The organism is Levilactobacillus enshiensis, from assembly GCF_007115095.1.
GTDB classification, from domain to species: domain Bacteria; phylum Bacillota; class Bacilli; order Lactobacillales; family Lactobacillaceae; genus Levilactobacillus; species Levilactobacillus enshiensis.
This window is the reverse complement of the sequence record NZ_SULH01000007.1, coordinates 74520-89685: the sequence shown is the minus strand read 5'-3', so window position 1 is coordinate 89685 and position 15166 is coordinate 74520. Positions and strand designations below refer to the sequence as shown.

The window sequence follows — 15166 nt, the reverse complement described above, 5'->3', positions numbered from 1 at the left end:
CATCAACATCGTGTCAACTTTTGTAGGGAAATTGTCCGTACATCAAAGAATAATATCGGAAAGAGGTATTTTGACCAATGCTAGTCGCAGTCAATATTTTAGGGGTAATTGTTTACCTCGCAATCGCTTTCTTGTTCTCAAAGAACAAGAAGAAGATCAACTGGAAGTCAACTGCCATTGTCTTAGTTCTTAACTTAGTCTTGGCATGGTTCTTCACTAGTTTCTCACTCGGGCAAGACATCGTTAAGGGTGCCGCCGATGGATTCAACTGGTTAGTTCAAGTGGCTTATCAAGGTATCGTCTTCGCCTTACCTAACTGGGTAACGCCTGACTATGGTGGTACTGCTAAGTCAATGAACTTCGTTACCAGTTCATTGCTGCCAATCTTATTAGTTGTTCCAATGTTTGATATCTTGACTTACATCGGGATTCTTCCTTGGATCATCAAGTGGGTTGGTCGTGGCCTTTCCTTCATTACTGGTCAACCTAAGTTCGAATCATTCTTCTCTGTTGAAATGATGTTCTTAGGTAACACTGAAGCCTTAGCCGTTTCTCAATTACAATTAAAGAGCATGCGTAAGGAACGTAACTTGACCCTTGCCATGATGTCAATGTCATGTATCACTGCTTCCATTCTGGGTGCATATACCCAAATGGTTCCTGGTCAATTCGTATTGACGGCCGTTCCAATTAACATCTTGAACGCCATCATCGTGACCAACATGTTGAACCCTGTTGAAGTTGCCCCAGAAGAAGACACCATCGCCAAAATTGGTGGTTCTAACACTGCAGCTGCTGAAGAGGGCGACGTTGAAGACGACGGCAAGAAGGAACCATTCTTCTCATTCTTGGGTGACTCTATCCTGGGTGCCGGCCGTCTGATCTTAATCATTGCTGCTAACGTTATCGCCTTCGTTGCCTTAGCTGCCTTGATCGACAAGTTGCTTGGTCTGTTCAACCCATGGTTATCCTTGGAACACATCTTAGGGATCATCATGTTCCCATTTGCTTGGTTAATGGGTCTGAACGTCCACGACGCCTTCGGTTTTGCACAGTACATGGGTACTAAGCTGGTTACGAATGAATTCGTTGTTATGGGTAAGATTTCTTCAACCATCAACACCGGCGCATTCTCTAATCACTACCGTGCCATCTTGACTGTCTTCTTGACTTCATTCGCTAACTTCTCAACTACTGGGATGATTATCGGTTGTTTCAAGGGTATCGTCGACCGTGAAAACAACGAACTTATTTCTAAGAACGTTGGTTACATGTTACTTTCCGGGATCTTGGTTTCCTTACTTTCTGCCGGGATCGTTGGTTTGTTCGTTTGGTAAAATGATTGCTCGCGGGTAACCGTGGGTTTTAAAATTGATAGCCCAGGGGCGTTTGCTTCCTGGGCTATCTGTGTCAAAAAATGCGGAACTGCCTCAGACTGGGGTGGACCGCGATGCCCACTTCACTGGTGGCTAGCGGCTGACGGGATAACCCGTTCGGTCCGTACGGGTGCCGACCTTCCTCAGGGAGTGAAACCCAGCCGGATGTTTGAGACCATTCGGTTGCAAAGCCCGTGAAGTCTGTGCGTCGTGAATTGGCGCACCGAAAGATAGGGATTTTTATGGATAAGCAACAAACGCAGGTGGACTTAGCCAACGATATGACGCTAAGAGAAGCGCTGCGACATAAGGATGTCGTCCGCAACGAACTGATCGCAGGTGTGACTGGCTTCTTCGCCATTTCATACATTATCATCGTGAATCCGCTGATTCTTAAAGACGCCGGGATTCCGACCGATTTAAGTGTCTTTGCTACCATCTTTTCGTCCGTGATTGGCTGTTTGATTATGGCCTTCTGGGCAAATGCACCAGTCATCTTGACCCCCGGCATGGGCGTCAACGCCTTCTTCACATACACGATTGTCGTGAACATGGGCTTGAGTTGGCAAGAGGCGTTGGGAATTGCGGCGGTCGCCAGTTTTATTTACATGCTGATCGCCTTTACCAAGATTTCCACGATTCTTTCCGAGGCCATTCCGGAATCGTTGAAGAGTGGGATTACCGCGGGGATTGGACTCTTCCTGGTCGAAATCGGCCTGGAAAAAGCGGGCCTGATCGTTGCCGGGAAATCTTCCTTAATCGTACTGGGTGATTTGACTAAGCCAACGCCGTTACTGGCGCTCTTCGGCTTAGTCCTCAGCTTGATTCTGTTCATCCGAAAGATTAAGGGTAATTTCTTCATCGCGATTATCGCGACCAGTTTGTTGGCATTTTTCTTAGGCGTGAAGGATTCTGACACGCCTAGCGTCGACTTGGCACGACTGGGGCAGTATCACAAGATTGTCTTCCAGAACGACTTTTCTAACTGGTTAACGACGCCCTTCATTTTGGCAGCCTTCTCCATGACCATGATTTTGGTCTTTGAGTCGATGGGGCTGCTACAAGGCCTGTTGCCCGACCAGAAGAAGTTCAAGAAGACCTTCGAAGGCAGTTCAGTGACCACGTTCCTGTCGAGTTTCTTGGGAACGAGTCCGACTGTGGCTGCTGCCGAAAGTGCTTCGGGGATTGAAAGTGGGGGCCGAACGGGAATCATGGCATTAACTGCCGCCGTTCTCTTCGCGCTATCGCTGATCTTCGTGCCACTGCTGGCATATGTGCCATCAGCCGCCATTGCGCCCGTAATCATCATTACCGGTGCGTTGATGATGGCGGCCATTGGTAACATTAAGATGGCTGATTTCTCTGAATGGTTCCCAGCTTTTCTGATCATTGTGCTGATTCCATTCACGAACAGTATTTCGACCGGGCTAGCGTTTGGTTTCGTTTGCTACCCGATTATGAAGCTGGCCTTGGGCAAAGGTAAAGAATTGACCTGGCCAGTGTACTTGTTAGGTGTTTTGTTCCTACTCGATTTGGTCTTCAGTGCCATGCTCTAGTAGGAGCTTGACCAAGGGTTAAACGTAAGCGGTTACTGACCGCGCTAAAAAATTGAATTCATTTCATTGGGAGGAAATTAACATGACAATTAAAATTCTTATGGATACAGACCCAGGTATTGACGATGCAGCTGCTTTGACGATGGCCATCAACGACCCTAACATCGACTTAAAGTTGATCACGACGGTTGCTGGTAACGTGACGGTTGACAAGACCACGATCAACGCATTGAAGATCGTTCGGTTCTTCAACCAAGACATTCCAGTTGCTGCTGGTGCTGAACAACCATTGTTCAAGGACTTCGAAGACGCAGCCCGGATTCACGGTGCTTCAGGGATGCCTGGCTACGAATTCCCAACTGATTTACCAACGCCATTACACAAGACGGCCGTTGAAGCCTTACATGATGAAATCATGGCCAGTGCTGACCCAATCACGTTGGTTCCAACCGGTTCATACACGAACATCGCGTTGCTCTTCTCAGAATACCCAGAAGTTAAGAGCCACATCGACCGTATCGTCGCCATGGGTGGTGCTTTAGGTAAGGGTAACATGACTAGTGCCGCTGAATTCAACGTCTTCACCGACCCAGATGCTGCCGCTATCGTTTACAAGTCTGGTATTCCAATCGTCATGGTTGGTTTGGACATTACCATGAAGGCCCTCTTGACCCACGAAAGCATTGAAGAACTGCCAAAGATCAGCGAAACCGGGAAGATGCTGCATGACATCATCATTAACGATGGTGACAACAGTGACAGCGGTATCGCCATGCATGACGTGAACACCATCTTCTACCTGCTTCACCCAGAAGCAATCAAGACGGAAGACATGTGGATCGACGTTGTGACTGACGGCCCAGCTATTGGTGAAACGGTTGGTGACATCCGTGGTGCTTACCATGATGGCAAGACCAACGCCAAGGTTTCTGTCGACATCGACGCCGTAGCCTTCAACAAGTGGTTCCTTGAAGAAGTTCGTGCCATTAAGAACTAGGCGCGCGCTTAAGCTATAAAATTTAAAATCATGAAGTCGTCCGCACCGTGATGGTGGGGGCGACTTTTTGGGTTAGATCTAAAGATGAAAGGCTGACCTCGTTTCAGTATTGATAGGCAGTTGCACCATTAAATTAGTGCTCTAAATTGGGTGCAGGATGGCTGCCAGGGACTCCAAGAGGGACACACCGCAGATCAGACTGTTCGCTCGCCTTGAAACCACGGGAAAGGCTTGTGGTTACGGGAATCGTTGGTCGTGTAAAGAAACCTTTACGTGTTCTGAAAGGTTTCAATACATAAATAACATACTGACTTGCTATGATGGGGGTATATCAAGGGGAAGAGGATGATCGTATGTCTGCCATGGATACGGATACGTTGATCTTACTTATTATTACTTGGTTACCGATGTTATGGTTTTCCCGACCACCTAAGCATCCATAATAGATCCGCTGGTAGGCTGAACTGAGATTCGGTGACTAGCGACGGTTGAAATAGCGTTGCGGTTCCGCTGGGGGCTGTCACGCTATTTTGTTATATCGCGGTTGCAGTCACTACAACCAGTTAGTTCCCTTGCTCAACCTTTGCGGAAACTTTACAAGATGTTGACGTAGACCACACCAATAATTTACAAAACTTCGCTATGCTAGAACTAACTTAGTGATAGTCGGGTTTAACTGTCGCCGGGTGGACCGTTCCCGGGGACCATGAGTCTATTTTGATGGGGGCAACGGGGGCATGAATAAGTTTACAATCGTTCATTTATCAGATCCGCAATTAACGGCATCGGCGCAGTCACCGCAGTATCACCAGCAAGTCGCGCCGACTGCCAAGTTACAACGTATTTTTGACGACATCGTGGCCCATCAGGTGGAACCAGACCTGATTGTGGTGAGTGGTGACCTTTTACAGGGCGGAACTAGCGATGACTACGCGCGGCTCCATACTTATTTCCAACAGCAATCTCAGCGCATTGGGGCGCCCGTACAGGTGATTCTGGGGGATCAGGACGACCGGGAAGCCTTCAATGTGGGATACTTAGCGCAAAAGCATCAGCCCTATTACGCCTATAAACAAGTTTATCAGAACATGGACTTCTACTTTTTAGATTCCAAATGGGAGCCGAATAAAGAGGCCGGCTGGCTAGAGCGCGAGCAACTCGACTGGCTCAATAAAAATCTTCACCTGGCCCCCCGCCGCCGGGCCTTTATTTTCTTGCATCATCCGTTGGACACCCCTGCATTACGGGGGATGCGTTACGCTATTCTCCAGAATAACCGGGAGTTACTGGCAATCTTACATGGTCACAATATTGGCGGCATCTTTACCGGTCATCTCCACTTTGGCGCGAGCTATCTGGTGGATAATTCGATTCCGGTCACCAGCGTGGGGTCAGCAACGACCTATATTGACTGTCAAGATCCCCACCGCCACGAGGTTTATGATGGGGTGAGCTATAATATCATTACCATTCAGCGGGGCATGGCAAGCGTCACCAATCATCCGCTCTATCTCGGTCAATCCGTCATCGACACGATTACCATTGGCAACACAGGTTTCGCCAAACACCGTCCCCGGCTGACTGGTCAGCATCGGACTAGCGACAGTGTGCCATTCTAAAAATTGCTAACGCACGCCATGGTCACCAGCCTATCCTCGGTGATCATGGCGTTTTTTGTACAGAAATTTCGGTGATTGGCCGCACTGGTTATCGTGACTAGACAAATTTTGGTGTATGGCCAGCCCCAATGGCATCCTGAACGCCACTAGGCAATTAGCCGTGTTAGTTTTGCCTACATCTAATTTAACTCCGGAATAAGCGTTTCATGTGACGCCGGTTTTCGGTATAATAGGAAACGACGTCACAACGAAAACAATCACACCCCGAAGGGCACAACCCGTGGTGGTTCGGTTGCGTTTCGCTAGTAAGTAAGGTAAAGTATAATCAAACGTGAAACAATTGTGTTTCACAGAAGTGAACTGGGAGAGTGTGTATGAATCCAGAAGAGTTTCGTGCCGCGCTAGCCACGCAGGGCATCCAATTAACCACAACGCAGGAACAACAATTCGCTGACTATTATCATTTCTTAGTCGCAACCAACGAACATGTTAATTTAACCACGATTACCGCGGAGCCCGATGTCTATTTGAAACATTTCTACGACTCGTTGACCCCCGCTTTTTACGTACCCGCTATGCGCACAGAGCCACTCAGCATCTGTGACGTGGGTGCCGGGGCCGGTTTCCCGTCATTACCGCTCAAAATCGTCTTTCCACAGCTCCAGGTGACCATCGTCGATTCGCTGAACAAGCGCATCACGTTCTTAAATGACCTCGCCGCCAAGCTCAACTTGAGTGGGGTGGCGTTCCATCACGCCCGGGCCGAGGAATTCGGTGGCAAACGCGCTGCAACGCGTGAGAGCTACGACTTAGTCTTGGCCCGTGCCGTGGCCCGCATGTCCGTGTTGAGCGAACTCTGCTTGCCACTCGCCAAGGTCGGCGGTCAATTCGTCGCCTTGAAGGCCGCGCAAACGGAAAATGAACTGGCGGTCAGTCAAACGGCAATCACTACTTTGGGCGGTCAACTCAAGGCGGACGAGGCCTTCAACTTACCAGTGTCCAATGACCCACGGCACATCGTGGTCATCGACAAAGTACGCAAGACACCCAAGCGGTATCCGCGTAAAGCCGGCACACCCAACCGGGAGCCGTTAGAAGATTAATGGGATGGGGGTAAGATAATTGCCATTTTCATTATTTGGAAATAATCGGGAAAAAGCGACGCAACCGGCTCATCCCGTGAAACAAAACGTGGTGATGATTCCGGTCGCCCAGATCATTCCGAACCGCTTCCAACCACGGCAACGGTTTGACCCGACTGCCATTGCGGAGTTGGCGCAGACTATTGAAGAACACGGTCTTCTACAACCCATCGTGTTACGGGAGTACGAACCGGACCATTATGAGATTATTGCTGGTGAACGGCGTTTCCGGGCCATTTCCAGTCTCAAATGGGAAACGGTACCCGCCATCATCGAGGTCATGAACGACGACGAGACGGCATCCATGGCGTTGATTGAAAATCTGCAACGCGAGGAACTTTCCGCCATTGAAGAGGCCCACGCTTACCGCCAGCTGATGGACTTAAACCACATGACCCAGGCCCAACTGGCCGAGGGGATTGGCAAGAGTCAGGGGTTCGTAGCCAACAAGCTGCGGCTACTCAAACTCAGCGAAGCGGTGCGCAACGCCATTTTAAACCGGCAGATCAGCGAACGACACGGCCGCGCATTGTTAGCCGTGCCGGAAGAGCAGCAGGCCGACTTGGTCAAAAAGATCGTTAACGACAAGCTGACGGTCAAGGAGACCGAAGCGCTGATCACCAAGCAGCAGCAACCCAAGAAGCACCGCCGTAAGGTTACCAAGCACGGTGTTTCCGGCGATACACGGGTAGCGGTCAACACGATTCGCCAATCGGTCAAGATGGTGACCGATGCGGGGATGGCGCTGACCACGAAGGAAGAAGAGACACCGAACGGGTATCGCATCACAATTGACATTCCAAAAGAAAGCTAGAGGTGAAACGACATATGGGCTATATCATTGCTTTAGCCAACCAAAAGGGCGGCGTGGGAAAAACCACGACCGGCGTTAACCTGGGGGCTGCATTGGCGAGTGCCGGCAAACAAGTCTTGCTGGTCGATACTGATGCCCAAGGAAACGCAACCAGTGGAGTTGGTATTCAAAAGGCCACCATTGAACGGGAAGTTTACGACGTTTTGGTCAACGAAACGCCGATTCAAGAGGCCATTTTACACACGGAACACCCGGGATTGGATATCGTTCCGGCAACCATCCAGCTTTCCGGTGCTGAAATCGAGTTAACGCCAATGATGGCGCGGGAAACGCGCTTGAAGGCGGCGTTGGATGACGTGCGGGACAACTACGACTACATCCTGATCGACTGCCCGCCTTCGTTAGGCTTACTGACGATCAACGCGTTTACGGCCGCCGATTCCATTTTGATTCCCGTTCAGAGCGAGTACTATGCGCTGGAAGGGCTGACGCAATTGTTGAACACGGTCAAGTTGGTTCAAAAGCACTTTAACCGCGACCTGAAGATCGAAGGGGTCCTGTTGACGTTGTACGACGCCCGCACGAACCTGGGGAAGCAGGTCAACGAAGAAGTGAAGAAGTATTTCCAAAACAAGGTTTACGCCACGATTATTCCGCGTAACGTTCAGTTAGCGGAGGCACCGAGTCACGGCATGCCGATCATTGATTATGCGCCGAAGTCTAAGGGCGCCGAAGTTTACACCGAACTCGCAAAGGAAGTGCTAGCTGCCCATGGCAAGTAAGAAAGAGAAAAGTTTAGGTCGGGGAATTGATGCGCTGTTTGCTGAAAATGGCGTGGACGCCGGTGAAGAGACCGTCGTTGACTTGACGTTGGCTGATATTCGGCCCAACCCTTATCAACCCCGCCAAAAATTTGATACCAAAGGGTTGAATGATCTGGCGGCTTCCATCGAGAAGACCGGGGTCTTTCAACCGATTATCGTCCGTCAACCTGACAAACAGATTCAACGTTACGAGATTCTTGCTGGTGAACGGCGTTTCCGGGCGTCGAAGATTGCCGGAAAGAGTACCATTCCGGGCATTATCCGGGAGGTTACCAAAGAACAAATGATGGAAATTGCGGTCCTAGAGAACTTACAACGAGAAGACCTGACCCCACTGGAAGAAGCTGAAGCCTACGATACGTTGATGACCAAGTTGACGCTGACCCAGGCTCAAGTTTCCGAACGACTAGGGAAGAGTCGGCCTTACATTGCCAACTATCTGCGGTTGCTGGGCCTGCCTAAAGCCGTCAAGGACATGCTGCAACGTAACGAACTGTCCATGGGGCAAGCGCGGACGTTGCTGTCCTTGAAGGACAAGACCAAACTGGTCGCCTTAGCCAAACGTGCCGTCAGTGAAGGCATGACCGTCCGGGCTGTTGAAGCCGAGGTCAACAAGCTGAACGGCGCCGCAAAGAAGCTCGCCAAGAAACCAGCCAAGAAGAAGTCACCATTCCTGCGCTCAACGGAAAATCAGTTGCAAGAACGCTTCGGCACACAGGTTTCCATCAACGAAGGCAGCAAGGATCATCAAGGACACATTGAGATTGAATACCTGTCAAACGATGATTTGAACCGCATCTTGGATCTTTTGAACATTCAGTCGGACTAGCACCGATCGTCAGCCCTGAAGGAGGACCTGCCATGTATGATTTAGGTGATTTGGTTGAAATGAAGAAGCCGCACCCTTGTGGCACGAACCGCTGGGAGATTACCCGGATGGGTGCGGACATCAAGATTAAGTGTACGAATTGCGGTCACGTGGTCATGTTGTCACGCCGCGAATTTGAAAAGAAATTAAAAAAGGTATTGGTGCACCAAGCCGATGCCGACAAATAGAAAGAGTGAATAATTGCTATGTCATTAACTGCAGGAATCGTTGGTCTGCCAAACGTCGGCAAGTCAACTCTATTTAACGCGATTACCAAGGCCGGTGCCGAAATGGCGAACTATCCTTTCGCCACGATCGACCCCAACGTCGGGATGGTTGAAGTCCCAGACAGTCGCCTGGACCGGATTCAAGCTTTGATTCCAGCCAAGAAGGTCGTCCCAACGACGTTTGAATTTACCGACATTGCCGGAATCGTTAAGGGGGCCAGCAAGGGTGAAGGTCTAGGAAACCAATTTCTGGAAAACATTCGCCAAGTCGACGCCATCGTTCACGTTGTGCGGGCGTTTGACGACGATAACATCACCCACGTTTCCGGTAAGATCGACCCAATCGACGACATCGAGACCATTAACTTGGAACTCGGGTTGTCTGACTTGGAAGCCGTCAACAAGCGTTTGGCTAAGGTTGAACGGGCTGCCAAGGGGAGCGACAAGGAAGCCAAAGCCGAATTGGCCGTCTTAGAAAAGATCAAGCCCGTCCTCGAAAAGGGTGGCGCTGTGCGGTCCATCGACTTTGACGAAGACGAAGCCCCAATCGTGAAGGGCCTCTTCTTACTGACGTCCAAGCCAGTGCTCTACGTGGCCAACATTGCTGAAGACGACATGGCCGATCCCGAAGACTCCAAGTACTTTGGGGCCATCAAGGACTACGCTGCCAAAGAAGGCGCCGAAGCCATTGCGGTTGCTGCAGAAGCCGAAGAAGAAATTGCGCAGTTGGATGACGACGAAAAGCAAGACTTTTTGGAAGCTGAAGGCGTTGAGGAACCTGGGTTGAACCGGCTGATTCGGGCCTCATACCATCTCTTAGGTCTGCAAACGTTCTTCACGGCTGGTGGTAAGGAAACCCGGGCGTGGACGTTTAAGACTGGAACGAAGGCGCCACAAGCAGCCGGCATCATTCACTCCGACTTCGAACGCGGCTTTATTCGGGCCGAAGTGATGGCCTTTGACGATTTAGACCAATACGAATCCGAAGCTGCCGTTAAAGAAGCCGGTAAGCTGCGGGTTGAAGGTAAAGATTACGTGATGGAAGACGGCGACATCGTCGAATTCCGCTTCAACGTTTAGAAGGGAAACAGATAAATGAGTGATAACAAAAAGCAACCGCGTAACGCGGGCGTTCACCAAAAACGCAATGACGTTGCGGCGAACGAACGGGCGGTCTTCGACAACGTTGGGTTAACCAAACGGAATGCCGACTACATGTTCCGTTTCAATCGGGCTTTGGACAAGACCAAGCTCTCACCCGAAAAAAAGGCCGAGGCCATTCAAAACATGGTCAATGAACTGGTCGATGGCCAAAAGAGCGGGAAGACGGCCAAGAACCTCTATGGCGACATCGACAGCCAGATCAAGCTAGTTGTTGAAGGCCCACAACATCCCGATGCTATCATCGGGGGACCAGATTACTGGCCTAACATGGCGTACAACGCCTTAACGTTCTTCATGATCTTCAACTTGATGTTTGGACTGATGTACCTCTTCAGTCCCAAGTTACTCCAGACGAGTAGCCCAGTTGGCATTACGGCGATCTTGGTCAGTGCCTTGGTTGCCGGCTTCATTTTGCCAATCATGCCCCGGCTATTCGATCCCAAGATCAAGCACAAGTACAATGGTTGGATTCGTGCCCTATTCGTGTTATTAGGGTTCATGGTCTGGATGTTGCTGTTCTACGCGGCCCAACTCCTGCCACCAATCATCAACCCCGTCATTGGGGCTTGGCCAAGTATCATTCTGGGGGCCTTATCCATCGCAGCCATGTTCTGGATGCGCCGTCGCTACCCAATTCGTGGGGGCTTCTTCGGTTAGACCATATAGTGTGTCAGCTCGCTGGCAATTAAATTAGTCTAAATTTGGCGCACTCCGGCTGTCAGGGATTCCACCTGCTGTGGGGACGCTTCAGACTGGAAAACCACCAGTCTTCTCGCTCGCTTTGAAGCCACGAAAACCACGTGTCTCCAAAGTCGCCCGTGGTGTAAGCTGGCTGAAGAAACGCCAACTAACGCCACTTTCACGGCTGGCTCCATCCCTGACCTCCTCCGGCGCTGATTGTGTTTTATCACGACATCAGCTGTAGAACAGGTTTTGGTCCAATCAATAACAATAGTTATCGTTAATCTCAGTGTCGTCTGAGAACACAATATAAGCCGAGAGGTCGGCAACTATGGGCTCAGGCGCGTCGTTCTACTTGGTCAGTAAGTGACCTGCTTACTGGCTTAGTAGAAAACCAAGCTTGTAGACTCGTGGGTTGCGAGGCTTCAAGTTGTGTTCGCACCGATCCAGCCCATAGCTGCCGGCCGGTAAGGCGACTCAACCACCATGTTGCCTAGTTTTAGGTCCATTGTCGTGACTAGAACAGGCATAGTCGGTACTCTGGAATTGTTAACCATTACTTGATAGCAAAGCATCGTCAGAACCTTTCACTTTGGAAGGCTCTGGCGATGCTTTTTTGCTGGTGGTTCTAGTGAGGTGGGGCCGGCAATGTGGCCAGCTGGCAATTGTCGTTTGCCCACAAGATCTTGCCCGACAACCGTTCAGCCAATCAGGTGGTGAGTGGATTAGTCCTTGGGGTTGCAAGCGTCACGGGCGCTTTGGTTAGGTTAGAAACACAAGCCAAAATTTCATCAAGGGTTAAATTTGGGAACATTATACATAAAATGAATAAACCTGATGGCGTGGCAGGCGACCAACCCGAGAGTTCATATGTTCTCTAGCCGTGTACAGAAAATGATTATGCAACTAGTGCTTTCCAAAAATTAACTTAATTATGAAAAGGGCCGTCTTGACCCGGATTTCCCGCGGACCTATGATGCCAGCAAGTAGTCAAGTTGGTGACTAGCTTGACGAAAAACTATCATGATCTGTGGGGAGGATTTTGTATGAAACGAGTTTTTGGGTATGTTTTAGGGTTAGTCGCTGCACTGTCAACGGCCGGCGTCATTGCGACTTCGGCGAACGCTGACGGGGGTAACGCCAACGCCTTGAGTGGTAGCGGCAGTGGTACCGTCAGCGCCGTGGTCGACTCAACCAAGAGTTCTGTCGCCCCAGCTGGCAGTAGTTCTGCGACCGTTGCTGAAAACGGTGGCCGGACAGCGCCAGCAACCGGGACAACGAGTTCCAGCAGTTCTGCGGACTCTACCGCCACTAGCACGCCAGCAACCGATACCGGAGCTGGCACGACGACTGACAATGGTGGTGCCGTCACTGACACGACTAACAGCAGTACGGCTAGCTCGACCGCAACGTCAACGGCGACGTCAAAGCCAACGAAACCTAACAAGCCAACGACGCCGGTGAAGCCAACTAAGCCAACGAAACCAGCTAAGAAGCCAGCCAAGAAATTAGCTGCTTCCAAGCGACTCCGTGGCCGCAAGCACTATGCTCGTTACAGCCGCACCCTCTTGTTCCAGAAGGGGCGTAAGGGCGCCGTGGTGACCTTGTTGACGAACAAGGGCAAGAAGGTTTTGACGTTCAAAGTTAAGAAGACCGGGCGTTTCACGGTCAAGTTAACCAAGAAGGAAGCCGACAAGTTAGCTGCCAAGAAAGCAACTTACTTCAAGTTTGCCGTAGCTGAAAAGGGCTACAAGACTTACACGGTTCGCTACACCATTTACAAGAAATAGGGAGCAATCGTGACGAAGCGAAAACGTTGAATTAGGGATGGATAGCCTGTTTTCGATTCGTGAAAACCAAACGCCAAGTTAATTCTTGAAGTGGCGATGGCTGCGCTTGGCGTTGCAATAGTGAGTTGGAAATGAGCCACAAAACCTGCTGGATGCGGGGGCTTGTGGTCGTTTCTCAGCGTGGAATTTAGCGCCGACCGGTGATGAATTTTACGAAAATCAGTATTGGAAAAGACGTGGCGGGGACCACGTCTTTTCTTATCCCCACAGATTGATTGTTTACGAAACAAATTAAGGAGGCACACCGATGAGAGGATTAGGCCAAAAATTACGGAGCCGTGACGCCCAGCATCTCGCGTTACTGACCATTGTTGGGACGTTCATCATGCTGTTTTGTTCGTACACGTCACCCGCCTTTTACGTGGACGATTCGCCGGACAACAACGCGTTCTTTACGGTGGGGAAGGCGATGATGAACGGCATCGTGCCCTATAAGGATATCTTTGAGCAGAAGGGGCCTTACGTCTACTTCTTGCATGGCTTGGCGTACCTGGTGTCGTCACGGAGCTTTATTCTGGTCTTTGGCTACGAGGTGCTCACACTGGTCGCGGCGATGTACCTGACGTATCGTTTGGGGAAACTGTTGCGATTAGCGCCCCTACCGGCATTTTTGGTGGCGCTATTGTCGCCCATGTTGTTTCTGTATCACCCGTACTACGATTATGGCGATACGGTCGAATTTTTCACACTGCCATTCTTGCTCTCGCTGATCTATTTATTGGTATTGCTGGACCGGCACAATTTCCACGCCAATCACTGGTGGTACTTTGCGCAGGGAGCACTGGTCGGTGTGGTCCTGTTGTCGAAGTACACGCTGCTGGGGGCCTGGATCATGTTCTATCTGGCCATGGGGACGTACTTTCTGGTGCACAAGCGGTGGCGGGATCTGGGCAAATTGGTTGGCTGGAGCGCGGCGGGTTTCGTGGTGACAACGGGGCCGTGGCTGGTGTATTTCTTACTGACTAAATCTCTCGGCGCATTCATTAAGGTCTACTTTCTGTTCAACACGCACGTCTACCTCACGTCGTCGGTCGCCTTCTTCGCCAACTTGATTCAGTCGACCTCGATTTTGGCTCAATTTTACCTGGGTAACATCCTGTTCTTCCTCTTGGGCGTCTTGGGCACGCTGGCAATTTTATTTCAGCCGGCAGTCTTCCATCACCACTTTACCCGGGGACTCTACGTGGCGGTTGGCCTGATGAGTGCACTTTTGGCGCTGTATGGGTATCAAGCGGACGCGGTCTATCAGTATTATGAATTGATTTATTTTGCCTTCTTCGTGCTCCCACTGATCTACTTTGGCCAGGTATTCTTCAAGCGGGTACCGTTGCCAAATGGGGATGAACCGTTTGCTATTCTGGGGACGTTAGCGCTGAGCCTGTTCTTGGTTCTGGGGGTCAACAATAACGTGACCGACTCGCGGGTCTTTCCGAACAACACGGCCATTACGGAAGAGGCAACCACCAAGCCACAGCAACCCGCCCAGGTCGTCTTTGGCCAGTTGATGCGGCAACGTACGCCGGTTGGCCAAAAACTGACGCTGTTAAACTATGGGTCGATCGACATGGGCTTCTACACCACTTCGGGCGCGGTGCCGTCGACGTACTATTTTCAAAATTACAACATTTCACAGTCGGCCGATCCACAGATTTTACGTGATCAAACCAACGTAATCAAGCATCACCAGGTCGAATGGGTCGTCCTCAACACGCCAGCTGGCAAATCGATCAAACAGTGGCAGGGTGGCAGTGGTCGAATCACTAGTGGCAATCTGAATCCGGGTACGGCCAAGCTAGCCAAGACGCTGGACCATAGCTATCGGGCTATCGCGTACCACACCCAACTCTTTGAGGGTACCAACGTCACCTATTGGTTGTTTCAGAAAAAAGCGTAGGACGGTGGCCGCCAGTGATTTCTGACGCCAGGTAATAAATTTAGCGAACGGCAAGACGGCAATCCACCGTTAGCGAATTTAGAGGTGACCAGCCGAGCAACCGGCAGTTAAGGCGCCTGATTTTAGACCAAAATTGGCCGTTCAGCAGTAGACA

13 protein-coding genes are annotated in these 15166 nt (G+C 50.5%); all 13 read left to right on the top strand.

Annotated elements, in window-relative coordinates:
• Positions 1-77: 77 nt before the first annotated feature.
• Positions 78-1337 (top strand): NupC/NupG family nucleoside CNT transporter, encoded by a 1260-nt coding sequence (locus tag FAY32_RS08630; RefSeq protein WP_143463031.1) that lies wholly within the window; start codon positions 78-80, stop codon positions 1335-1337.
• Between the two features lie 281 nt (positions 1338-1618).
• A complete protein-coding gene (locus tag FAY32_RS08625) occupies positions 1619-2932 on the top strand; it encodes an NCS2 family permease (RefSeq protein WP_143463030.1) in 1314 nt (437 codons plus the stop codon).
• Positions 2933-3014: 82 nt separating this feature from the next.
• Positions 3015-3929: a ribonucleoside hydrolase RihC gene (gene rihC, locus FAY32_RS08620; RefSeq protein ID WP_143463029.1), complete on the top strand. Its 915-nt coding sequence runs from the start codon at positions 3015-3017 to the stop codon at positions 3927-3929.
• A gap of 737 nt (positions 3930-4666) precedes the next feature.
• Positions 4667-5548, top strand: a complete 882-nt coding sequence (locus FAY32_RS08615) for a metallophosphoesterase family protein (protein WP_143463028.1) — start codon at positions 4667-4669, stop codon at positions 5546-5548.
• A 374-nt stretch (positions 5549-5922) separates the two neighbouring features.
• Positions 5923-6651: a 16S rRNA (guanine(527)-N(7))-methyltransferase RsmG gene (gene rsmG, locus FAY32_RS08610; RefSeq protein WP_143463027.1), complete on the top strand. Its 729-nt coding sequence runs from the start codon at positions 5923-5925 to the stop codon at positions 6649-6651.
• 19 nt (positions 6652-6670) lie between these two features.
• Positions 6671-7504: a nucleoid occlusion protein gene (gene noc / locus FAY32_RS08605; protein ID WP_143463026.1), complete on the top strand. Its 834-nt coding sequence runs from the start codon at positions 6671-6673 to the stop codon at positions 7502-7504.
• A 14-nt stretch (positions 7505-7518) separates the two neighbouring features.
• Positions 7519-8286, top strand: coding sequence for a ParA family protein (locus FAY32_RS08600; RefSeq protein ID WP_143463025.1), 768 nt, complete (start codon positions 7519-7521; stop codon positions 8284-8286).
• Entirely contained in the window at positions 8276-9157 is an 882-nt protein-coding gene (locus FAY32_RS08595; protein WP_143463024.1) for a ParB/RepB/Spo0J family partition protein, read from the top strand. Before FAY32_RS08600 ends, FAY32_RS08595 begins: the two co-directional genes overlap by 11 nt.
• Before the next feature lie 32 nt (positions 9158-9189).
• Entirely contained in the window at positions 9190-9384 is a 195-nt protein-coding gene (locus tag FAY32_RS08590) for a DUF951 domain-containing protein (RefSeq protein ID WP_048732991.1), read from the top strand.
• 18 nt (positions 9385-9402) lie between these two features.
• A complete protein-coding gene (gene ychF / locus FAY32_RS08585) occupies positions 9403-10503 on the top strand; it encodes a redox-regulated ATPase YchF (RefSeq protein ID WP_143463023.1) in 1101 nt (366 codons plus the stop codon).
• Positions 10504-10518: 15 nt separating this feature from the next.
• Positions 10519-11244, top strand: coding sequence for a DUF1129 domain-containing protein (locus tag FAY32_RS08580; protein ID WP_143463022.1), 726 nt, complete (start codon positions 10519-10521; stop codon positions 11242-11244).
• A 1070-nt stretch (positions 11245-12314) separates the two neighbouring features.
• Entirely contained in the window at positions 12315-13058 is a 744-nt protein-coding gene (locus FAY32_RS08575; RefSeq protein WP_143463021.1) for a hypothetical protein, read from the top strand.
• Between the two features lie 307 nt (positions 13059-13365).
• Positions 13366-15012 carry a teichoic acid glycosyl transferase gene (locus FAY32_RS08570; RefSeq protein WP_143463020.1) on the top strand — a complete coding sequence of 549 codons (1647 nt, stop codon included), beginning with the start codon at positions 13366-13368 and terminating at the stop codon, positions 15010-15012.
• Positions 15013-15166 lie beyond the last annotated feature (154 nt).